This is a genomic window from Paenibacillus riograndensis SBR5, assembly GCF_000981585.1.
GTDB lineage: Bacteria > Bacillota > Bacilli > Paenibacillales > Paenibacillaceae > Paenibacillus_AQ > Paenibacillus_AQ riograndensis.
This window is the reverse complement of sequence record NZ_LN831776.1, coordinates 7,818,348-7,840,328: the sequence shown is the minus strand read 5'-3', so window position 1 is coordinate 7,840,328 and position 21,981 is coordinate 7,818,348. Positions and strand designations below refer to the sequence as shown.

The 21,981-nt window shown below is 47.2% G+C and carries 19 protein-coding genes and 2 pseudogenes; 17 read left to right on the top strand and 4 right to left on the bottom strand.

Annotated elements, in window-relative coordinates; genetic code table 11:
* Positions 1–148 precede the first annotated feature (148 nt).
* Positions 149–1,009 carry an SDR family NAD(P)-dependent oxidoreductase gene (locus PRIO_RS33180; protein ID WP_020434279.1) on the bottom strand — a complete coding sequence of 287 codons (861 nt, stop codon included), beginning with the start codon at positions 1,007–1,009 and terminating at the stop codon, positions 149–151.
* A 466-nt stretch (positions 1,010–1,475) separates the two neighbouring features.
* A complete protein-coding gene (locus tag PRIO_RS33170; RefSeq protein ID WP_020434281.1) occupies positions 1,476–2,234 on the bottom strand; it encodes an SDR family oxidoreductase in 759 nt (252 codons plus the stop codon).
* Positions 2,235–2,428: 194 nt separating this feature from the next.
* On the opposite strand from PRIO_RS33170, the gene PRIO_RS33165 reads away from it, so the two are divergent.
* Entirely contained in the window at positions 2,429–3,067 is a 639-nt protein-coding gene (locus PRIO_RS33165; protein ID WP_039832507.1) for a TetR/AcrR family transcriptional regulator, read from the top strand.
* Between the two features lie 402 nt (positions 3,068–3,469).
* On the opposite strand, the gene PRIO_RS33160 is transcribed toward PRIO_RS33165, so the two are convergent.
* Positions 3,470–4,297: a helix-turn-helix transcriptional regulator gene (locus PRIO_RS33160; protein WP_039791476.1), complete on the bottom strand. Its 828-nt coding sequence runs from the start codon at positions 4,295–4,297 to the stop codon at positions 3,470–3,472.
* Between the two features lie 173 nt (positions 4,298–4,470).
* On the opposite strand from PRIO_RS33160, the gene PRIO_RS33155 reads away from it, so the two are divergent.
* From PRIO_RS33155 to PRIO_RS33110, 10 genes and pseudogenes are all read left to right on the top strand, one after another.
* Positions 4,471–5,220, top strand: a complete 750-nt coding sequence (locus tag PRIO_RS33155; RefSeq protein WP_020434284.1) for an SDR family oxidoreductase — start codon at positions 4,471–4,473, stop codon at positions 5,218–5,220.
* 550 nt (positions 5,221–5,770) lie between these two features.
* Positions 5,771–5,935 (top strand): annotated as a pseudogene (locus tag PRIO_RS37150) (BBE domain-containing protein); the annotation flags it as partial.
* 249 nt (positions 5,936–6,184) lie between these two features.
* Positions 6,185–6,994, top strand: a complete 810-nt coding sequence (locus PRIO_RS33145) for a hypothetical protein (RefSeq protein WP_020434286.1) — start codon at positions 6,185–6,187, stop codon at positions 6,992–6,994.
* Positions 6,995–7,375: 381 nt separating this feature from the next.
* Complete coding sequence (locus PRIO_RS33140; RefSeq protein WP_020434287.1) at positions 7,376–8,836, top strand: glycoside hydrolase family 32 protein; 1,461 nt, start codon at positions 7,376–7,378, stop codon at positions 8,834–8,836.
* Between the two features lie 15 nt (positions 8,837–8,851).
* Positions 8,852–10,201 carry an ABC transporter substrate-binding protein gene (locus PRIO_RS33135; protein WP_020434288.1) on the top strand — a complete coding sequence of 450 codons (1,350 nt, stop codon included), beginning with the start codon at positions 8,852–8,854 and terminating at the stop codon, positions 10,199–10,201.
* A 71-nt stretch (positions 10,202–10,272) separates the two neighbouring features.
* The gene (locus tag PRIO_RS33130; RefSeq protein WP_231869794.1) at positions 10,273–11,166 is read left to right on the top strand and encodes a carbohydrate ABC transporter permease; all 894 of its coding nucleotides are present in this window, start codon (positions 10,273–10,275) and stop codon (positions 11,164–11,166) included.
* Complete coding sequence (locus PRIO_RS33125) at positions 11,166–12,002, top strand: carbohydrate ABC transporter permease (RefSeq protein ID WP_039791479.1); 837 nt, start codon at positions 11,166–11,168, stop codon at positions 12,000–12,002. The genes PRIO_RS33130 and PRIO_RS33125 overlap by 1 nt, the downstream gene beginning before the upstream one ends.
* Positions 12,003–12,074: 72 nt before the next feature.
* Entirely contained in the window at positions 12,075–13,814 is a 1,740-nt protein-coding gene (locus tag PRIO_RS34290; RefSeq protein ID WP_020434291.1) for a cache domain-containing sensor histidine kinase, read from the top strand.
* 26 nt (positions 13,815–13,840) lie between these two features.
* A complete protein-coding gene (locus PRIO_RS33115) occupies positions 13,841–15,424 on the top strand; it encodes a response regulator (protein ID WP_020434292.1) in 1,584 nt (527 codons plus the stop codon).
* Between the two features lie 412 nt (positions 15,425–15,836).
* Positions 15,837–16,217 (top strand): hypothetical protein, encoded by a 381-nt coding sequence (locus PRIO_RS33110; RefSeq protein ID WP_020434294.1) that lies wholly within the window; start codon positions 15,837–15,839, stop codon positions 16,215–16,217.
* Between the two features lie 84 nt (positions 16,218–16,301).
* On the opposite strand, the gene PRIO_RS33105 is transcribed toward PRIO_RS33110, so the two are convergent.
* Positions 16,302–17,654: an MATE family efflux transporter gene (locus PRIO_RS33105; RefSeq protein ID WP_020434295.1), complete on the bottom strand. Its 1,353-nt coding sequence runs from the start codon at positions 17,652–17,654 to the stop codon at positions 16,302–16,304.
* A gap of 132 nt (positions 17,655–17,786) precedes the next feature.
* On the opposite strand from PRIO_RS33105, the gene PRIO_RS33100 reads away from it, so the two are divergent.
* The 6 genes and pseudogenes from PRIO_RS33100 (at position 17,787) to PRIO_RS33080 (ending at position 21,764) form a co-directional block, all read left to right on the top strand.
* Entirely contained in the window at positions 17,787–18,467 is a 681-nt protein-coding gene (locus PRIO_RS33100; RefSeq protein WP_039791491.1) for a TetR/AcrR family transcriptional regulator, read from the top strand.
* Between the two features lie 130 nt (positions 18,468–18,597).
* On the top strand, positions 18,598–19,104 hold the full coding sequence (locus PRIO_RS33095; protein WP_020434297.1) for a hypothetical protein: 507 nt from the start codon (positions 18,598–18,600) through the stop codon (positions 19,102–19,104).
* A gap of 108 nt (positions 19,105–19,212) precedes the next feature.
* Entirely contained in the window at positions 19,213–19,902 is a 690-nt protein-coding gene (locus PRIO_RS33090; RefSeq protein ID WP_020434298.1) for an NPCBM/NEW2 domain-containing protein, read from the top strand.
* 20 nt (positions 19,903–19,922) lie between these two features.
* The gene (locus PRIO_RS33085; protein WP_020434299.1) at positions 19,923–21,092 is read left to right on the top strand and encodes a S8 family peptidase; all 1,170 of its coding nucleotides are present in this window, start codon (positions 19,923–19,925) and stop codon (positions 21,090–21,092) included.
* A gap of 43 nt (positions 21,093–21,135) precedes the next feature.
* A pseudogene (locus PRIO_RS37385) lies at positions 21,136–21,231 on the top strand (GntR family transcriptional regulator); the annotation flags it as partial.
* A 164-nt stretch (positions 21,232–21,395) separates the two neighbouring features.
* On the top strand, positions 21,396–21,764 hold the full coding sequence (locus PRIO_RS33080; RefSeq protein WP_020434300.1) for a hypothetical protein: 369 nt from the start codon (positions 21,396–21,398) through the stop codon (positions 21,762–21,764).
* Positions 21,765–21,981: the final 217 nt, after the last annotated feature.

Here is a 21,981-nt window from a genome sequence, read left to right as displayed (position 1 = left end):
GGTGCTCTCAAAACATCACCCGATTTTGACTTATGCAAATCCTCAGGAATGGCTGAATATTTGGAGCAGGTCGAATTGCTAGATGTGAGCGCCGCGATAAATGCGGCTTACTCATAACCGATGAAAGGGGCACCCATTAGGGTGTCCCTTAAAGCGATATTCCGTCAAGAAACTCACGGCTATAGATGTCGGAGATTCTGTCCAGCACACGCTGCACTTGTTCTGTAAATTTCAAGTCCGCAACCCGATCTTTCAACAAAAACACGCCGGTCTCATTGCGGTGTTTGCCGAGGGCTCCCTCAAATAATAGGTTGGCGCCATGGGTAGGCGGAGAGGAAAAAACCTTCATAAACAGTTCAAACCATGCGGTCAGTCCGGAATCCTTTCCTTTTCTTAGCGTGTTGTTAATTCCCGGGTCAACGCTCCGGATCTTGATGCCTTCCTTGGCAAGTTGTGGTGCGACGGCTTGAGTCCACAACGAAAGAGCTAGCTTTGAAGTCGCATAAGGGCCATACATTTTGCGGAAGGTTTTGGGATGCTCTAAGTTTTCGATCGAAAACTCCTTCGTAAATCTAAGCACCTGCGATGAAGTGTTAATCACCGTTTTTAAGCTGCCGTTTTTCAACAGTTCCTTCAATTCCATCAGAATAATATAAGGAACGACCGTCAACAATTCATAATGCATTTCGCGGCCTTGTTTCGAATAGCGCAGCTCACTTAAGCCTCCTCCGGCGTTGTTGAACAAAATATCAATCCGCTGCTCCTTGCTTTTGATTTCTTCCAAAGAGCGTCTCAAGCTGCCATAATCGGTGAGATCCTTCACTTTATAGGCTCGGAGCCATCCGTTCTTGAGGGCATTTTGAATGAGCATATCGTCCGCCGGAAAATCGGAACGGTTCAAAGTAATGACCTGCCAGTTCTGCGATAGAAGTTTCCGGGCTAATGCCAAGCCGATTCCCTGGCTCGCTCCTGTGATCAGTGCGATATGTTCTCGTTGGTTCGTATTCAATGGATGTCCCCCCCCCTCATATTTCAAAATACTCTCCACTTATTTGCGCACATCAGTCGGCGGTAGGCAGTAGAATCAGTTTGCCGTGGGCACGCCCACTCTGACTGATTTCGAGGGCTTCGCAACCACACGAGCACCGCGCATGAGGGCGATCTGGACGGCGGCGAAGCCTACGGTTGTGCCGGCTCCGTGTACGAGTACGGTCTGGCCCGATCTCACCCCGAGAGTATCAATCCCCCGGTAAGCGGTTTCGACCGCCATTGGCAGTGCTGCGGCCTGTACAAAGTCGAGCCCAGCCGGCATGCGGAACCAGTAGTACATAATCGCTCGGTCCGCCGCACCGGCGCTCGATCCGCCCATGAAATCCGCGGCACCAAGAACAGCATCACCAATGGCGATACCGGTTACGCCCTCTCCAACCGCGTCTACAAATTCAAACGGTCTGTTCTTCCAAGAAAAAGGGGCTTCAGATCTGGGAGCCGCCTCCGTCGACAGGGAACTCAGCCCCGGTGGTATAGGTGGCGTCAAATGCTAGGAATGCTACGACTTTGGCGACCTCGACTGGATCGCCCAAACGCAACATCGGGATCTGCTGTGTCATCTGTGCCTTTGTCTGTTCGGCAGCTTCTTTCGGCATTGCCTTCTCTAAGATACCTGTGTCAATGACGCCAGGACTGACTGCGTTGACGCGAATATTTCGAGGCAATAACTCGCGTGCCAGACTTCGAGTCATGGAGCGTAGCGCCGCTTTACTAGCTGCATACGCACTGAGCATGGGGAGACCCACTACGTTCACGATTGAAGTAGTAAGTACTACCCCGCTTCCTGTGCTCAGGAGTGGAGCGAGTTTTTGTACGGTGAAGTACGGCCCTTTGGCGTTGATTGTAAATATCTCGTCGTACGTTTCTTCGGCCGTTGACTCGAAAGGGACAAAGCCAGTGACACCTGCGTTAACGAACAGGGCATCTATCGTGCCAAATTCAACCTTCACTCGATCGGCCAACGCGGCGATATCCTTCAATGAGCCGGCATCACTCAAGAACGCGATTACGTTGTTGCCGAGTTGTTCACGAGCCGCGTCAAGCGTCGCCTGAGTACGTCCGGTAATCAGCACGTGTGCTCCTTCATCCACTAGCAACTTCGCTGTCGCGAGGCCGATTCCACTGCTGCCTCCCGTGATCACGACTTTCTTACCGGAGAATTTGCCCTTACTGGATAGTTCCATTTGAATCGTCCTCCCTTTGTATAATCCGCAATCGGATGATTAGGTACAGGAACGATTATACAACAGTGACTTTACTAAGTAAACTAAATTAACTGGATTAGTTAATATAATTCATTTAATTATTACTGTTAATAAAAAGACAGCAAATTTGTTATAATGCATTTGATACTTATCACAGGGAGGGGCATTTATTCGTGAGAAAAGCCGTTAGTGTGGAGACATATATTGAAAAAATAAAGCCCGTTATTAGAAGAACAAAATTCAGCCAACTCAAAGTCGACGATCTCGCAAAATATATGGATATCAGCAAAGTGACACTATATAAGTATTTTGCCTCCAAAGATGACATCATCGAACAGGTTGTAGATTATTACATTGATTACTCGAAGAAAGCTGACGCCACGGCTAATGATGATTCCGTCTCCTTTTTGGAGCGGTTTCAAATCACGTTTTTACAATCTTTGATGTGTGCCGTGTATATCTCTGATTTGTTCTTGCAAGATCTGAAGGAATTTTATCCGCACCATTTTGAGAATCTGTCAGTTGCCCTGCACAATCGGAATAAAAACTTACAGGCTTTTTTTGAATCTGGAATGGAGCAACAGATTTTCAACAGATTGAATGCCGTATTGTTTATGGTTCAAGATGACGCTGTGCTGCGGCGCTTTATCGAGCCATCATTTTCGATTCAGTATGATATCACCTTGAAACAGGCAATTATGGATTACTACCACATGAAGCAGTATCAATTGCTAAAACCCGAATACCTGAAGATGATAGACTACTCCAATATGGAGGGGAAAATCGTTCATATTTTGCAAACCATCTCATAAGTGAGCCGCCTGCGCATGTCACGACGAAAAATAATTGGTAATCGGTTGAAGTTGTCCTCGACCTGGGCTAGGAGTGTCGCCGAAATTGCCCCGGCGTGGACGCGAGAGTGTCACTGCTCGCCGCGGTGCTGGAGCGGAATCAGTGCTATTCGCCGCAGACGCGCACTCGGAACTATCGGGGCGTACTCATCGATCTGGCAAAACAGCGCGTAGCCTCGCCGTTTGCTTCGCTGTAGTCGCACTGTACCGTAAAATGAAGACTGCCCGAGTCAGCATATCATGGTCAGGACTCGGGCGTTTTTTTTCGGCTCTTCTTCTTCCATGATAAATGGCCTCTTGAGGACAAGGACCTTCAGATAGGAAGTTGCGGCACCAACAAAATGTTGCTATAGGATCGTGGACTTACTTTAGCAATGCTTCCAACTGTTCGTCGGTCCCCAAGTTTTCGAGTGGCGTAAACACTCTCATTGCAAAAGCGCTGCTCTCAGAGATTGTAAACGTATGGTAATGGAAAGTCAGCAGGCCAGCTTCAGGAAGACTAATTATTTGTTCCCCTTCCATAGTACCGGAAACATCTTGTCGATCCCATAACGTCCTGAACTCCTCGCTCCTGTCATATAGCTTGTCGAATAGCTCCTGATACCACGAATCGTTCATGTACTGGGCAAACCGGCTTCTGAAATGAGCCACCATCGTAGAGGCGACATCCTCCCAGTTCACGATGCGTGACTTGCTGTCCTCCACCTCGAAGACGCGCCAAAGTATATTTCTTTCAAGTTCAGGCGCTCGGCTTAAGTCTCCGCACAAGGTACCCGATATTTTGTTCCATGCGAGAACGTTCCAGCGTTTGTCGATAATGTAGGCCGGGTAGGTTCCCATCCTGTCCAGAATCTGTTGCAAGGTAGTAGGAACGGAATCATCCGCTTTGGGCTGAGGAGGCAAGAAACGATTGGCCAGTACGAGAAGATGGTTGCGTTCGTCGTTGCTAAGCCGTAATGTTCGTACCAAGCTTTCCAAGACTTGCTCAGACACATGAATGTCCCGGCCTTGCTCCAGCGCGGTATACCATGGTAAGGAGATACCTGACAAGCTTGCCACTTCCTCCCGTCTCAAGCCCGTTGTACGACGGCGCGATGTTTCAACTAGCAAACCCGCCTCTCTCGGCGATAGACGCAATCGGCGTGACCGGAGAAAGTCGGCCAATTGTCTACGTCTTCTTTCATCATTCATCACGAAGTCACCTCTTCATATGGTGATAGATTTTATAGTAGTATTCATGACAATACTATAAATGCAGACCTGTTTGTCAGTTCTATGATTACATTATAATCGCCTTATCGTCCGCATAGAAGGCGAGCTGGAGATTAAGGTCAATTCAATCATCGAATACGAAGGAGAATTATATGGCTAAAACAGAGCAGATCGAACGTGGGCATAGTTTCAAAGGCAAACGTGTTGTTGTTCTTGGAGGAACGTCCGGAATCGGGTTTGCAACGGCCGAAGCCGCTGCACGGGAAGGGTCATCCCTGGTCGTCGTGTCCAGTCAAAAGGAAAGAGCTGACCGTGCCGTTTCGCGTTTGCCCGAAGGTACCGAGGGGTATGCGGTTGATCTGACGAATGAGGAACAGGTTCGTCAATTTTTCAGCGAAATCGGGGAATTCGATCACTTAGTCTTTACTGCCGGCGACCCATTGATGGTAGAAAGTCTCGATGTCATCAATGTCGATACGGCGCACCGATTGTTTAACGTACGATACTGGGGAGCGTTTATGGCCGCCAAATACGGTAGCCGAAACATCAGACAGGGTGGTTCAATCACATTGACTTCCGGCGTTGTTGGAGTTCGTCCGCAGAAGGGGTTTACTGTCGCAGCCAGCATATGCGGCGCTGTCGAGTCGCTCACCAGGGCGTTGGCCGTCGAGCTGAGTCCGCTTCGCGTTAACGCCGTTTGCTTTGGCCTTATGCGTACCGAGCTGTGGGACGGTATTCCTGAGGAACACCGGAACGCAATGTATGAAAACGCTGGGAGATCGTTGCCAGTTGGGCGAGTCGGCGAACCGGAGGACGGTGCCGAGGCGTTTCTCTACTTAATGCGTGAGAAATACTCCACCGGTCAGATCATTGTCGTGGATGGCGGTTCTACTCTGGTTTAAGTTTCCTTTAAAATGAACGATAAACGTAAGCCTCTCCCACCAAAATCCAAGCGGGAGAGGCTTTCCCTCAACATTTCTCCTCAGCAAACGAACTTCGCGTCTTGTTGTTTATACAATACTTTAAGAGACCGCAAAGCTGCCACGCGGCACATTTAGGCGCTTTTTTCGCTGATAGACCAGTTAAGCTGAACCGTATCACAAGTAGCGGCAAAGTAGCGGCAAGAAATTTCTATTGATATATAGATATTTAAGGCCAGATTCTCCATTTTATTAAATAGGAATTGGACGGATCGCTCAAGCCCTCTTTAAATATGATAAATGACCATATCTTAGTTCATAGTGGATTGAACTATTTTACGATTCAAACTGGGCGTTTGCCGTTACTAGGATAGGTGTCCCTAAATAGAAATAAGCTAATGAGAAAGGCTTATCTCATGAGCAGGGCTGGTGTAAAGAGATGGCACAAAAGTTGAAAAATAAAAGTACACGGTTAACCGGAAGGATCGTAATTCCGGGCAAACCGTCATACAATACTGCCAGAATGGAGTTCAAAGGAGATTATGTGAATTTTCCCGATTTGCAGATTAAGAACTGGCCCAAGGCGTATTATGGCGAGAACTTTGGCAGATTGAAGCAGGTGAAACGAAAGTACGATCCTCATAATGTGTTTCGTTTTGCTCAGAGTATTCCAGTGAGTAAACAGGTCGGAAAATGAAAATACCACACCAGATCGAATTAAAACAAGGAGCTGCCGACGGCAGCTCCTTTAGCAATTTCGCCGATAGATCCGTTAAGCTGACTCGGAGTCAGGTGGCTTGGGTCCGGGCTTTTCCTTAAGCCTGAACATCCTCGTGCGGTTCAAGGCGCTAACTGCCGTTCCATTACGCTGAACGGCAGTTGGGGTTTTTATCCAGAAGCATTATAATAGTAGCAAATATAGTTATAGCCAGGAGGGAGGCTTAGTATGATTCCATTAGACGACGTAGACAAATGCTACCCATTAATAAATGAGCGTGCACACCGTTTTTTGAGCGAGCAGGAACTGAAGCAATATCGGTCCATCCCACAAAACGAGGTTGAACACCAGCTTAAACTGTTGCTGGAAAGTCCGATTGCCCATTTTACCGTTGTAAATGAAGTCTACTTCAGAGCGCGCTGGGCAGAGGTTTTTGAAGCGCTGCAGTTAGGAGATGACCTGACATTATTGGAGGTGGCTTCGGGCGATGCAGATATGGTTCCCCAGGTCATGGCACGGACCCATCCGAACAGTACATACATAACAGCCAATATGAATAAAAGCCTCACCACCAGTTTGCTGGAGAAAACGATGGGCCTTCCCCTGCATATGAAAATCATAGAGGAAGATGCGGCTTATATCAATAAACATCTGCCTTCCGGGTCGGTGGATATTATCGTTTTTCAGCATGCGGTCAATGATATCATCCAGGCGATTTTGTGCGGACAGGCTGGAATCGACACCATTCATACGGATTGGATGGAAACTTTGCCGGCCATGATCAAACTTCTTCAGCAGGAGGTTGCCTCAGGTACACTCGAAGTTCATGCCATGCAGCCTTTTATCACCTTGATCCACACTTTATTGAAATCCCTGCGGACAGATGGCGTTATCGCTATGAATCATTATATGTTCCAATTGGACCTTGACTGGGGTTACCCGGTAGATTTGTTTGAGAATATCATCCCCCTGACCAGACGCTGGTTGAACGGGATTCAGGGTTGCGAAGAGATTTTTATTCCCGGTTTTGACCGGTAATGGTGGATCTTTTTGCAAAAAAGATAAGGATGCTCCACAATCGCTGTGAACCGTACCATAAGTAGAGGCAAGTTTTTCTCGTACTACATAACGATATGGGAGACTAATTTTTTCTTGTCTACAGCAAAGGCCCCTTCCGCCGTTTGGCGGAAGGGGCCTTTGCCAATGTAGGTATAGTTTTAACTTGATGCTTTGTACTTCACTAAGAAATACGTCTCACTGCGGGTGGCGACGAGGTTATGCGGTTTCGTTTGATGTTATAAATCTTTTCATTAAATTAGAAAACCAAAAATATTGAACATACGACAAAGAAGTTAGAATTTAAAGCGTTTTCAATCCCTTTTATAATCAAGTTATGATAAAAGAAAGGGGTTACAAAAATTGACTAACTTATTTTACAAGCCGGACGGGGCTTGGGTGGGAGACCTGATCCCCTTTTACAAAGACGGCAGCTTCCGTTTGTTCTATCTTCATGATTGGAGAGATAACAAGAAGATTCATGGAGAAGGAACCTCCTGGTTCGAGCTCCACACAAGCGATTTCGTGCACTATGAAGAAGTGGGCGAAAAGCTGAAGCATGGAAGTGTGAGCGAGCAAGACCTCAACTGTTATACCGGCTCGATCATCGAAGCCCATGGGGAATATCATCTGTTCTACACCGGTCTCAATCCGAATCCGGAATTCATAGAGGACGGAGTGCCGCTCCAATGCGTCATGCACGCCGTGAGCACGGATATGGAGTCATGGCGGAAAATCCCCGAAGATACCTTCTATTCCGACGGGATTCAATATGAAAGACATGACTGGCGCGATCCCTTTGTATTCTGGAATGAAGAGGCGGGGGAGTACTGGATGCTTCTTGCTGCAAGGAACAAAGAAGGTCCTTCCCGGCGCCGGGGGAGCATCGGACTCTGTGCTTCCAAGGATCTCAAAAGCTGGGAAATCCGGCAGCCTTTCTGGAATCCGAAAATGTACGTGACGCATGAATGCCCGGACTTATTCCAAATCGGGGAATGGTGGTATCTGGTTTACTCCACGTTCTCGGAACGGTTTGTCACCCATTACCGCATGAGTAAATCTTTAAGCGGACCTTGGACGGCGCCGAGAAACGATGCGTTTGACGCCAGAGCGTTCTATGCTGCGAAAACATGGAGTGACGGAAATAAGCGCTACGCTTTTGGCTGGGACCCAAGCAAGGAAAACGAGAATGATTACGGCGATTGGCAGTGGGCTGGAAACTTGGTCGTACACGAACTTGTTCAAGAACAGGATGGAACGTTAACGGTTCGTATCCCGGAGACGGTTTCCCATCATTTTTCAAATAAACAAGCAGCCAAGTGGGATTCGCGGATCGGGGAATGGGAGGAGTCGGAGGGGCGTATAGAAACGGCTGCGAACGAGACATACTCTTGCATATCAGCCGGCTTCATGCCCGAAACTTGCAAGATTTCGGCCGAGCTGTCCTTCTCGGAAGGGACGAGAGGCTGTGGCATCTTGCTTCGCGCAAGCGAGGATCTTGACGAGGCCTATTACATTCGCCTTGAACCCATTCATAACCGCCTGGTGTTCGACATGTGGCCCCGGCGGGAGCAGGGTGAGATGCAGTGGCATATCAAAGGGGATCATCCTCATGCGGTAGAGCTGGAAGTACCGATAGAATTGCAGGCCGGTACGGTTTATAATATCGAGATCGTTGTGGAGAATTCCGTTTGCGTAGTATATTTGGCCGATCAGGTCGCCATGACTACACGTTTGTATAATTTGAAAACCGGCAGCTGGGGCTGTTTTGTCCAGGAAGGCCGGGCGGTTTTTGAACAAGCATCCATTTCGGTTCCTAACTAACAGGAGGTCTTCTAAATGAAACGTTATGTCAAAAGGCTGGCTCTTGCGTTACCGCTGGTTGTCCTGATGGCGATGGTGAGCGCATGCGGAGGCGGAAATAATAATAACGGCGCTGCGGCAACCGGATCGGCAAATCCGCCGAAGGTGGACAAGAAAACATACAAATGGTTCGTGGCCCGAGGTGTAGACAGCCCTCCAGCCGTTACGGTAAAGGAAATTGCGGACAAGTTTTCCCAAACACATCCGGAATTCGAGCTGGTTCTGGAAGGTACGGGGGATCGCCCGTCCTATTTGCAAAAGCTGCGGACATTGATTGCGAGCAACGAGATGCCCGCTATGTTCGATACTGATCCGGATGCCTATGCTTCCAAGCTAGTGCAGCAAGGCAAACTGGTGGATATGAAAAAACTGCTGGAGGAACTAGGGAAATATCAGGATTTCCGCCCGGTGGCCTTGCAATATCAGCAATTCGCAGACGGTAGCATGTATACTTTCCCGCTTGAATACGGAATTGAGGTATTCTGGTACAACATCAAGATGTTTAAGGATCTTGGCCTTGAGCCGCCGAAGACGTTCGATGAGTTCATGAAGGTTGCCGAGACGCTGAAGCAAAGCGGGGTTACGCCGATTGCCGTCGACGGCAAGGATAAATGGCCGGTTCTCCGGTACCTGGCGTACAAACCGTTCCGCATGACAGGCAATGATTTTATTGAAAATGTAAAGCAAGGGAAGGCATCTTTCAAGGACCCTGCCGGCATGGAAGGTATTAAGTTCGTGCACGATCTGGGCACCAAAGGGTACTTTCAGGAAGGATTCACTGCAACGGATTACACCGCAGCGCGCGACTTGTTCCTGGGCGGCAAAGCCGGCATGTATTACATGGGTTCATGGGAAACTATGAACTTCGTAAATGATAAAGTAAGCACAGAAATGAAGGATAATATCGGTTTTTTCCGGCTTCCCATGATGGAAGGTGCCAAAACGGCTGAAAATGATTATTTCATCAACTCGGGCATCGGCGTTGCCTTCAACCAGGAGACCTTCGATGATACGATGAAGGAATTCGTCAAATTCCTTCTGGAACAATATCCGAAGGCCTATACGGAAAAAGGCCAATTCTCGCCTTTCAATTATTCGCTTGATCAAGAGCAAGGGATGCCGGAGCTCTTCTATAAAATACAAGACGAAATCGCGAAATCCGGCAACGTCTTTGCGGTCCCGTGGGATACGCGCCTTGACCCGGCCACGAATGAGCTGCTCGGCAACGAATTGAATGCCTTGGCTCTGGGAGCCCATACTCCGGATGATTTTGCAGAACTAATGGATCAGGCGATTAAAGAAAATGCGCCAAAATATTTCAAATAGCGATGCTAAACAGGCGGCCAATCAAAAAGCCGGTTGGACGCCTGTAAGTAAAATAAAACTAAAATTAGGGAATGAGCAAGCATATGGATAAAATCCTGCGCAACCGCAAAGCCGCTCTCGTCTTCCTGTTGCCTGCATTATTGGTGTATCTGCTAACCGTTCTGGCTCCCATCCTTTGGTCGATGTATTTCAGTTTCTTCTCCTGGGACGGAGTTTCAGATATGCTCTATATCGGCTTTGACAATTACGCCAAGATGTTTGGCGGCGACAAGACATTCTGGAAGGCATTCAGCAACAATCTGATCTATGTTTTCATTATTGTAGCCATGCAGGTGTTTCTTGGTTTGTTGGTAGCCATCTTGCTGACCAGCATCACCAAGGGGAGAGAATTGTTCAAGACATTATATTTTGCTCCTGCTATCATCACGTCAGTAGCCATAGCACAGTTGTTCCAAAATGTGTACTCGTTTGAACCGGTCGGAATCCTGAACTTTTGTCTGCAGCAGATGGGTCTTGGAGACTGGAGCAGGCCTTGGCTTTCCGACTTGAAGTGGGCTCTGAGTGCCGTATCGGTACCCGAAGGTTGGCGTTATATCGGTCTTTATATGATTATCTTGTACAGTGCGTTAATTTCCATTCCTTCCGATATCGAGGAAGCTGCCAGAATGGACGGAGCCTCTTCTTGGAACCTGTTCCGTTCGATTAAAATGCCGCTGATTAAGCCAGTGCTGATGGTTTCTATCATTATGGCTACTACGGGAGCGCTAAAAGGATTTGACATCCCGTATCTCATGACGAACGGGGGACCGGGCCGCGTAACGGAATTGTTGCCGACTTATATGTACAAAACCGCATTCTCCAGTCTGGACTTTGGTTATGGCAGCGCGATGGCCGTATTTATCGTCGTTGAAAGCCTCATTGCAGTCGCCTTTATCAGACGGATGATGGACAGTAAGGAGACCTGATGATGAAATTTTCCGGTTATACTAAAGCGGTTCTTGTGGTAGTTTCCTTTGCTCTGCTTGTCATTCAAGTGTATCCGCTTGTCTGGGTGTTCATCTCCAGTTTTAAGGCGACTACCGATTTTTCCGGTGATAACCCGCTCAGCCTGCCAAGCCAATTCACCTTCGGAAATTATTACAGCGTGTGGAATAAAGGAAATTTGGGGACTTATTTTTCCAATAGTCTCATCGTCGCCGTGACGACCATCATACTTGTGATCCTGTTCAGCGCCATGGCTGCTTTCGTTATTGAGAAGATGTCTTTTAAATGGAGTCAAAGCGTGTTGTTTCTATTTCTGTGCGGCATTATGATCCCGATTCAGGTCGTGCTCATACCGCTGTTCATTCTTTATAACAAAATAGGAATTATCAATACGCTCACATCTCTCATTTTGCCCCAAGTAGGGTTTGCACTGCCGATCTCGATCTATCTTTTCGTGAGCTTCTATAAATACATTTCGAATGAGATCATGGAGGCCGCTGTCATGGATGGCTGCGGAGTGTATCAGGTTTTCTGGCGGATGATTTTCCCTCTATCCCGGAATACGATAGTTACGGTTGTCGTTATGAATCTGATCTTTGTCTGGAATGAGTTTATTTTCGCGAATACGTTTATTCATGACCTTAAATCACGGACCATTCCAGTTGGCTTGATGGATTATATCGGACAGTACGGTTTAACGGATTGGGGAGCCACCTTTGCTGCAATCAGCATTACGACCATCCCGACAATGGTGGTTTACTTCATTTTCAACAAGAGCGTTATTTCCGGTATGACCGCAGGTGCGACTAAAGGTTAATCTCCCATATGCCTTTGACTGAAGGTATACTGATAGTATCAGGTTGCCACTCTTCTTGGTCAGGGGGATTTCATGAGCATAAAACGGCTGTTCCTGTCGATAAGTATCCGAAGCAAGATTATTATTTTGTCCATAGCCTGTTCCTTGCTTCCGCTGGTCCTGATCGCTTCCTTAACCTTTGTCTATTTAAGCAAAGTGATCGAGAACAAGATGTCCGATACCACCTCGAATTTGCTGGGCTCCATCAATTGGAATATCCAGACTTTCGTGAATGATGTTGAATCGATTTCGAAGCTGATGTTGTCTTCCCGGGATGTTCAGAACTTCCTTTCCTATACTAAGAATGATTTCAAGGAGATCTATGACCTTCAAAATGCGACCCGCAGTCTGATCGTCAATATTACCAACAATAAATCCTATATTCGTTACGTTTACGTTGGCAGCGGGCAAAGGGAACTGATTACCACAAACCAATGGGACAGATTAACTTATGACAATATCTATCAGGCGGTCTCACGGACAACATGGTATCAACAGGTGGGGGAGATGGGCGGCCGGGGCTTGTGGCTGAACAGCGATGAAGTCCGGCTGCTCAAGGGCAGCCCGAACCTGCTGCTGTACGGCAAACGGTTAAACAATCTTGAAACGCTCGAGCCGATCGGCATGTTGATTATTTCCATCGATAGACGGGTCTTCGATGAAATGTTCAAGAACATTTCCAATGCTGAAAAAGGGGATTTGATGATCCTGGAGCAAAACAAAATCATCTATTCTAATTCCGGTAACAATGATTTAAAAAAAGTTCCCCAAAAGGATTTGAATCAGATCTATGATTTGCCTGAGCGGGGGAACCGCATCGAAACGATGGGCGGAGAACGGTATGTCATCACCTTCGAAACGAATCCGGTAACCCAGTGGAAAGTGGTCAGCATGATCCCCTATTCAAGCATTAACTCGGAAATCATCCTGATTCGTAATGTTACGCTCTCATTGACGCTGGTAGCTTTCCTGCTTGCCGCCTACGGCGCTTATCTCATCTCGAAGCGGATTACCAAACAGTTGACTTTGCTCACTTCTGTAGCAAGAAAAGCGGCAAAACGCGATGAAATTGAAGGAATCCTGTTTGTAGAAGAAGATGAAATCGGTAAAATCGGAAATCAATTCCTGCGAACCTTCCGTACCAACACGGAATTGTCGGACAAATTGATCGAAGCCAAGCTTAAGGAGAAGGAAGCTGAGCTTCATGCGCTGCAGAGTCAAATCAACCCTCATTTCCTATACAATACGTTGAATTCCATATATCTAATGGCGGAACGAATCAGTGCCAAAAACATTTCCAAAATGGTCATGTCCCTTTCGAATATTTTTAAATTAAGCTTGAACAACGGGGACTATATTACAACTGTCGGCAATGAAATCGAACAAGTGAAAAATTATTTAGAGATTCAGAACATCCGCTATAAGGGGAAGTTCGAGGTGATCATCGACCTCGAGCCGGGAATCGAGCACATCCGCATGCTGAAGCTGCTTATTCAGCCGTTGGTAGAAAATGCGATCTTTCATGGAATCGAGTTGAAGGAGGGCAAAGGGAGCATTGTCATTCGGGGCCGGAGAGAAGGGGCAATCCTTATATTCGAAGTTGAGGATGACGGAGTGGGTTTTGATCCTGTTGATATGCAGCCAAGGGGATATGCCTTAAGGAACATACAGGAAAGGATCCAATTGCATTACGGCCAAGACCGTGGAATCCGCATAGACAGTATTCCGGGTGCCGGAACCAAAATCACCCTTGAGATCGGTATAATGGATTGAGGTCGGGCTATGAAGGGGGACATGACTTGTATAAGCTTTTTATAGCGGATGACGAACAGCTTGTAGTGGAAACGTTGTCGGAAATGATCGACTGGGATGCATTCGGAGTACGGATCATAGGGACGGCAAATAACGGCAAACAAGCGCTGGAACGGATTCTTCAGTCGGATCCGGACATAGTCCTGACAGACATTCGGATGCCCGGCCTGAACGGTCTTGATCTAATTCGTACCCTAAAGGAGAATGGCCGCAAAGCGGAATGCATTATCGTGAGCGGCTATTCCGAGTTTGAATACGCCAAAGAAGCTATTGAACTGGAGGCGGTGGATTATCTGATCAAGCCTGCAGAGCTTGATGAAGTGGCAAGGACCGTCTCAAGGGCAATTCAGCGTCTCGGGCGCAAAGCGGATCAAACGGGGAATCACCCTGAGCTTCGAATTGCAAAAGCATTAGACCGGGCGGTGTTTACCGATCTAATCGTCCATGGGAAACGTCCATCATTCGATCAAACGCCATACGGACAATATGACCAGTTTGCAGTGATCCTGATCGGCAGCCCGGCGACTCTTTTGCTCGAACGAATGAAGGACAAGGGCATTGCCGATGCTCTCCTGAGCTTTTTGGCGAACCGCGGAATCGTCGTCGATCTGCTCTACGAGCAGCAGAAAGTCATCTTATTATGCATGGCGAACCTGAAGGAAGACGCGCCATTAACGGAAACTCTGATAGCTGCAGCCGCAACATTTTCGAATGACGGCTCATGGGACGATACTTTAATGTCGTTTGCAATCGGTCCGGTTGTAACCGAAATAATGCATATGCATGTCTCGTATTTGGCAGCCTACAAGGCATGTCAAATGGGGTTGTTCTTCGGTGCTCCGGTAATGGACGCAAGCAGCTGGACGGAGATTACCCGCATTTCCGAGAGAATAGTCTCCGATTGGTCTAATCAAATACAATCCTTCATCCGTTACGAACAAAAAGAGTTCGAAGCGATGCTAGAACGTTGGACGGAATGGGGGACCAAGCAATTAATCGCTCCTGATACCCTCAAGAAGACAGGTGCCCAGTGGGCGAACCGGCTGCACGATCTGATCGGGCAGGACTATGGAATCAAGATCGAGAGAGTGACCGGAGACCGCACCCGGCTGATTGAAGAGATACATGAAGCGCCGGATTGGGCATCTTTGAAGAAAATATGTGTGGATTTGGCGCAGAGTGTGCAATTTTATTTGAACGTAACGAAGACTACCCTGAAAGAAAAGGTGGTTCATGAAATCAAAGCTTACCTTGAATCCCATTATCATGAGAATATCCAGCTCGATCAATTAGCAGAGCGGTTTGACCTCAACGCTTCCTATGTAAGCAACTTGTATTCTAAATCAACCGGGCAAACGATTCTGGAATATGTCACTTTGCTGCGCATCCGGCAAGCGAAAAAGATGCTGAGGGGAAGCAGCTTCAAAATCTCTAAAATATCCACTAATGTCGGATATGATAACCAGCGGTATTTCTGCCAAGTGTTCAAGAAGCATGTAGGCGTTAGTCCCAGCCAGTATAGAGAAGAGCATATGATAAAAAGCGAAGGGGATCAATCTCCAATTGGATAATGGAGTCTTTTGACTATTTTCGATTTTTCCCAACGGCTGCCTTTTTCGAGAAATTCGGGACAAATGGCTGGTCTAATGTAATTTGCTCTTCATATCGCCCCATGCTAGAACCTCCCATGATGATCTTTACTCTATAAGAGTATACACGTCCAGTTATTCCAGGTTGTGATTAGAATCACGTACTCTTATTTGCATTTTTTTGCATGATATGTGGGATAGCGGGTTCGGGAAAGAGCTTCGGTGGGTCTTTTGGTATGACCGAAAAAAGCTTCTGGCTGAGACTATACGACGATTATTGCAGATATGCGGCCTGGAATGTTGTCATGGCGGGGATGGCCGGGTAATAGAGAGGATTAGAACTTTTGAATTGGCTTGATTCAACGTGGGAGCCAAGGAGACGGAGGGACCAATCATGGCGGCACAAGCAGTATCAGGTATCAGCCCAGTACAAAACATTGCACCTTACGGCGGAACACAGAGCGATGTCAGTTCCCTGGAGAAGCAGCGAAACCAGCTGATGATGGAGCTGGACAAGGCGAACGCGGCGCAGGGCAGCAAGATGCAGACTCCCTATCTCCGGGAGCAGCTGCAGCGGCAAATCCGGCTGCTGGAGGCTAGACTGGTGCAGAAAGGCGGGAGCAGCGCCCCGGTCAATTTCGTACCGGTTTCTCCGCTTCAAGACCATCTCCCGTTCTGGCGGACTGAAGCAGAGGGGAGCCTTAAAGGCAACGGTCTAACTGATCCCCGGACGGCGACGGTGAACTCGGAGGGACATTTCGACGCGTTGATTTAGACCAGAAAGAGAAGGTACGGAAAACCCGGTAATGAACCGGCTTTTCCGTACCTTCTTGCTTTTAGAGGCGGCGGGGTATCAATTCTACTGTACTAAACTTTCCAATTCCGGCTGCAATTTGTTCCGCAGAACATACAGCATGACGGCACCGACAAGGAAGGCAGCGGCATCCGCAATGACAAGCGACCAGACCACCCCGTGGAAGCCGTTCATTTGATTGGCGATATAAAGCACAGGAATCAGCGTAACTCCTTGAATAATTGACATAATAAACGCGGCTGTTCCTTGCGCTGTTGCCTGGAAGACCCCGGTAAACAGAGTGGTCATCCCTGTAATGAACAAGGATAGGAACGTTACATGCAGAATGTAGCTGCCCATTTCAATTAATTGCGGGTCGTTTGTAAAAAGACCAATTAAATGGTCGGAAATCAAATAGACAACGATGCCGAATACGACGGCTAGCCCCACGATTGCTTTAATCGTAAATCCAATGGTATTCTTCATGCGCAATTTATCCGCTGTAAAAGAGAAGGCAATGAGCGGCACAACTCCCTCGCATAAACCCATCAGAATAAACTCAGGAAACTGCAATAAACGTGATGAAATTCCGTAAGCCGCCACGGCTGCATCCCCATATTCGACAAGGAAATGGTTAAAGATGAGCGACATTGCGCCCAAAAAGATGCTCATAATAAAGACCGGAACTCCGATTTTGAATACATTGCCCAGAATGTCCTTGGTAGCCTTGAACCATTTTACGGAGATCGTTAAGAATTGGCTCTTAGATCCCATATGGAAGGCGTAATATATACTCGCAACCAAGTTGGAAATGACCGTAGCCGACGCAACGCCGATCACGTCCCAGTGGAACACGAAGATGACGAGCGCATCAAGAATGATATTTACAACAACACTGAGAATCATACCGATCATAGACGTCATGGCTGCACCCTCAGAGCGCACGAGATTCTCCAGCGTGAAGAATAATACGACAAATGGTGAACCGATAAGCATAACCGTGACATAGTCCTTCGTGAATCCGAAGGAGTCAGGCGTTGCCCCCAGGCCGTGTACGATTAGTTCGATCAATGGGAGACCCACAGCCATCAGGATAAGTCCGAGAACTAAACTGCTGTAAAAAGCGAATGAAGACACATGCTTTACGTCATCATATCTCTTCTCCCCCAGCAAACGGGAGATGAATGTGCCGCTGCCCATGCCAATCAAATTGCCCAGCGCCATAATGATTGCGAATAACGGCAAGGTTAGTGCGAGTGCGGTTAACATAGCAGTATTATGGAGTGTACCAAGGAAATAGGCATTCAAGATGGAGTATATGACATTCATTGATGTGCCTAACATCATCGGTACAGCGAAGTGAGCTACGGCCTTTGCGACCGGTGCTTTTTCAAAGTAATAGAGGTTTTCTGCATCCATGTTGGATCACTTCTTTCTTTGTTTTTTCTAGTCTAACAGTGTTAGATTGAACCTTACAGTGTTAGATGATATCATGAACCTATAAACCTGTAAAGCATAAACTTACACTGTTAGATAAAAGGGCGGATAATGATGAAAAAGCAGCAGCCTCAAATTTCGGAGGACAGGATTCTGGAAGCCTCGTGGGAGCTTCTTGGAGAGGAGGACATCGAGAAATTCAGCATGAGACGATTGGCCGACAGGCTGGGGATTCAGGCTCCCTCCCTGTACTGGTACTTCAAGAGCAAACAAAATCTTTACCAGCGCCTGGCCAATCAGGTATCGAAGATAATCCTGGAGGAGTTCCACTCCGAGGGGGACTGGAAGGAGCAGCTGACAGGGCTTGCCGTAACCGTACGGAGCGTGCTCAGCCGGTATCCCTGCTCTACGCAGCTGATGATGATGACGCTGCCCCACGAACCGGACATCATCCGGTTCACGAACCGTATGCTGCTCTGCGTGGAATCGACGCCGCTTGAGCAAGCGCAGAAAATGCAAGTGGTGACTACGCTTGTGAACTATGTTTTCTACTTTGTTCTGGACGATTATCAGCATGAGCGCAATGTCTCCGCGATCCTTAAGGAGCAGGGAGCGGCTCCGGGTGAGGAGGTGATTCGCCTTCTGGACTCGATGAGCGACACGGATGCGGGACTGTTTCGGAGGCTGTTCACGAACGGACTGTTCGAGCTGATGGGGACCGACGGGGCATTTGAGTTCGGCTTGAAGCTGATTCTGCTCGGGATTGAGCAGGTGATCAAGGAGCAGGCGCGTTAGGAACTGTAATAATTATTCCAGAGTATAGAAAATATTGACTTTTTATATTGAAATCTATGAATAAATGGTATATTATGGTGCTGTACTCGCGGTACGCCAATATTTAATTATTAGGAGGAACCGGAAAACTATGAAAAAACGCTTGTTTGTTGTTTTGGCAACGGTTGCAGCTTTATCCCTGGCAATACCTATGAGTGGATTTGCACAGTCCAATCCTACAGATGTAACAAGCTCCTCCACACAGTCGAAGGCTTTCAAAGTTGATAAAGCCAGAACGATCCAGGGCTTCGGCGATGTAACTGCACAAGAGTTGATTCATTCCGAAGATACCTTCGTGAATAGTGGTGGAGAAAACGATTACTACGAAAGCTACAGTACGTCGATGGGGAATACCATTCGCTATTACCTGCTTGACGAAGGAAAAAAAGGTTTGACGATTAAAATTTATTATGCTGATGCTGATTACAACACGACCAGCTTGTATGCAAGCGGATCTACTTCTGCCTCTAATAATTGGACGGTGCTTACCGAAATCCCTGCGCCTTCCAAGGATACAAACTTCGTTGTTCGCATTGTTTCCAAAGATGGCTCCGGTGGCTATGAATACGGTTTCCAATCGGCGATCCGTGCGTTCTAAATGGATTGAAATAACGGAAAAGAGATTGCTTTTCTAAGCAATCTCTTTTCCGCGTTCACCATGTTCATCTTATGAAACTACTTTATTTGCTAAAGGGAGATAGGGTTAATGTTAGGAAAAGTGAAAAGCTTTATATTTGGTTTTTTCGCTTGCTTGCTCATCACAGGAACAAGCGCTTATGCGATGGAGCCAACGATGGCCGGAATCTATCTTAGGAAAATCACGTATATGTTCGACGGAATCGAGAAAAAGCCTCCGCAAGGATCGGAAGGGTTTATTTATCAAGGTTCGATCTACGTTCCTTTGCGGTTTGTCAGTAAATCGTTGAATAAAGATATCGAATGGGACGATGCCAAAAGCACGGTTTGGATCGGGAAAGGTAATGCTGATGATTACTTCTCGCACCAGATACCCACTAGAGTTGAGGGGGATTTAAAGTTTGAAATTGGTGTTGCTAATATTGGGGGCAACAAATACAGCCATAGAGGCTATAAAGTTTCTTTTCCCGAAAAGAGCAATCAAGGGATGCTTCAATTTAACCTTGCAGGCCAATACTCCAAATTTGATGGCTTTTTGGGAATTGATGATTCCACCAAAAACAGTACAGCATTAGGGACGTTGAAAATTATAGGGGACAATAGAGAATTACTTAGCTTCACGAACTTGAAGGGTGGGGACCAGCCTAAACGATTCGAAGTCGATTTATCTGGGGTTTCCACGTTGCAAATCTTGTATACAAGGGACACCGGATCGGATCTTACGATTGATATTGCCGATGCTATTTTACATCACAAATAACCAGCCTGGAGGAACATAGAATGAAAATAATCCGTCTTCTTAGTTCTTTTTGTCTGATTACTGTTATGTTAACAAGTGCGGGGGCATTAGCAGCTTCTGAATCTAGTGATCCAAGCATTGCGAAAACTTACGATGGAACGTATCTGGTGAAATTAAACAGTGTGACGACTCCCCCGAATGATGTTATTGAGAAGCTGGGAGGGAAGCTTAAGAAGATAAGTGAGTCAGGGGATATAGTTATGGCCGAGCTATCCGGGTCCTCTCTTTACGAACTGAAGAATAGTCCAGATGTCCAATATATTGAACCGAACTATGAAGTAAAGACAGAGGTCGAAGCTGAGAAGATAGAAAGTGTAACGGAAACGATCCCTTACGGCATTCAAAATATCCATGCTATTGAAGCACAGCAAGAAGGATACACAGGCAAGGGTGTGAAGATCGCCGTGCTAGATTCCGGGTATAGCCAGCATTCAGATGTGAAGGTGAAGAGCGGATACTCTTTTATCACGAATTCTGAAAACTATGATGATGATTTTGGCCACGGTACCCACGTTGCTGGTATTATCGCCGCGTCGATGAATGGAGAAGGTGTGGTTGGAGTCGCACCAATGGCCGATATCTATGCAATCAAAGTATTAGATCAGGGTGGCCGGGGCTCCTATTTCACCCTTATCGAGGGAATTGATTGGGCCATCAAGCACAAAATGGATATTATTAATATCAGCTTTGGCGGTGAGAATCCATCACAAATTCTGGAGGAAAAAATCCAAGAGGCGTATGATGCAGGTATCCTTATCATTGCAGCTGCAGGTAACGATGGGTATATGGGTGATGACACAATCTTGTATCCGGCAAGGTACTCTACGGCAATTGCAGTCGGGGCGATTGACTCGAGTAACAAAAGGGCATTTTTTTCTGCTAAAGGTCCGGATTTAGACCTCGTGGCTCCCGGTGTAAAAGTATTAAGCACGCTGCCAAGTAATCAGTACGGGATGAAATCGGGGACATCTATGGCCGCTCCACATGTAACCGGTGTTGCCGCACTGATTTTGGATAAGAACAAAAAGCTTAGCCCGGGCGAGGTCGCCGATATTTTGGAGTCAACAGCAGAACCGTTGGGAGTGGTCCCGGAGTATGGTCATGGGATAGTGCAAGCTAAAGAGGCCGTAGATCAGACTGCCTGGAAATAATAATCTCCATTTTATTCTCTAAAAACGCGATTGCAAAAGCGCTTTAAAAATTGCTTTTGCAAATGATGAGCCTGTTCACCTCTCCACATTTATGTGTGAGACCAATCGGGTCAATCTGACGGTCCACCGGGCTAAGTAGGTTAATGGGTTATAAAGAAAACAACACGTAGTGTGATATGCACTCGTGTTGTTTCGTTTGAAGTCTTTTGAAAAGGACGGTTTTTAAACTGGGCTTTCACCCAAGCGCCCTTTCCGCGAATGCATATGATGATTATGCCTACTCATTGAAAGGAGTGATCACATATGGGGGTTTTTCCAACACCAGGACCTGGCGGAGGGTTTTCGGGATTCCCGGGTGGGCCTGGCGTGCCGGGAGGGCCGGGGTTTCCGGGCGGGTTTCCGGGGGGTGCACCAGGGGGTGTTCAAGCGCCGACAGCGCCTCCACCGCAATTCGTACCGCAAATGCAGGCTACCACATTTGCCATCGACCCCGGAGGGATCAGACGCTGCCTATTCCGCAACACATACATTTGGCTGAATAATGGCGAGCAATTCTGGTTTTTCCCGGTATTCGTCGGGCGTACTTCAATTGCAGGGTTCAGATGGTTTGGTTTCTTCTGGGGGTACTTCGGCATTGATTTGAATCAGATTCGCTCGTTCACGTGCTTCTAAGGCTTTTGAACGCCTGACTGGCGGATGCTGCGGTTTTTTTCATACTACAAAATAATGGTGTACCTCGAGGGGGGCTTTTGCCGATTCACAGCAAAAGCCCCTTCCGCCGTTTCGGCAGTAGCTGCATGAACACCTCGATGCTTCATTACAGGATGGCAGTTTAAGTGTGTGGCTGGTACTAAAGGAATTGTTCTAATCATATTTCTAAAAGGGGGAA

Coding starts and splice junctions, on each gene's coding strand:
- PRIO_RS33170 (WP_020434281.1), bottom strand. CDS start 2,234: ATGGAACTATCCAGTAAGGGCAAATTCTCCGGTAAGAAAGTCGTGATC.
- PRIO_RS33160 (WP_039791476.1), bottom strand. CDS start 4,297: ATGAATGATGAAAGAAGACGTAGACAATTGGCCGACTTTCTCCGGTCA.
- PRIO_RS33155 (WP_020434284.1), top strand. CDS start 4,471: ATGGCTAAAACAGAGCAGATCGAACGTGGGCATAGTTTCAAAGGCAAA.
- PRIO_RS33145 (WP_020434286.1), top strand. CDS start 6,185: ATGATTCCATTAGACGACGTAGACAAATGCTACCCATTAATAAATGAG.
- PRIO_RS33135 (WP_020434288.1), top strand. CDS start 8,852: ATGAAACGTTATGTCAAAAGGCTGGCTCTTGCGTTACCGCTGGTTGTC.
- PRIO_RS33130 (WP_231869794.1), top strand. CDS start 10,273: ATGAGCAAGCATATGGATAAAATCCTGCGCAACCGCAAAGCCGCTCTC.
- PRIO_RS33125 (WP_039791479.1), top strand. CDS start 11,166: ATGATGAAATTTTCCGGTTATACTAAAGCGGTTCTTGTGGTAGTTTCC.
- PRIO_RS34290 (WP_020434291.1), top strand. CDS start 12,075: ATGAGCATAAAACGGCTGTTCCTGTCGATAAGTATCCGAAGCAAGATT.
- PRIO_RS33110 (WP_020434294.1), top strand. CDS start 15,837: ATGGCGGCACAAGCAGTATCAGGTATCAGCCCAGTACAAAACATTGCA.
- PRIO_RS33105 (WP_020434295.1), bottom strand. CDS start 17,654: ATGGATGCAGAAAACCTCTATTACTTTGAAAAAGCACCGGTCGCAAAG.
- PRIO_RS33100 (WP_039791491.1), top strand. CDS start 17,787: ATGAAAAAGCAGCAGCCTCAAATTTCGGAGGACAGGATTCTGGAAGCC.
- PRIO_RS33095 (WP_020434297.1), top strand. CDS start 18,598: ATGAAAAAACGCTTGTTTGTTGTTTTGGCAACGGTTGCAGCTTTATCC.
- PRIO_RS33090 (WP_020434298.1), top strand. CDS start 19,213: ATGTTAGGAAAAGTGAAAAGCTTTATATTTGGTTTTTTCGCTTGCTTG.
- PRIO_RS33085 (WP_020434299.1), top strand. CDS start 19,923: ATGAAAATAATCCGTCTTCTTAGTTCTTTTTGTCTGATTACTGTTATG.
- PRIO_RS33080 (WP_020434300.1), top strand. CDS start 21,396: ATGGGGGTTTTTCCAACACCAGGACCTGGCGGAGGGTTTTCGGGATTC.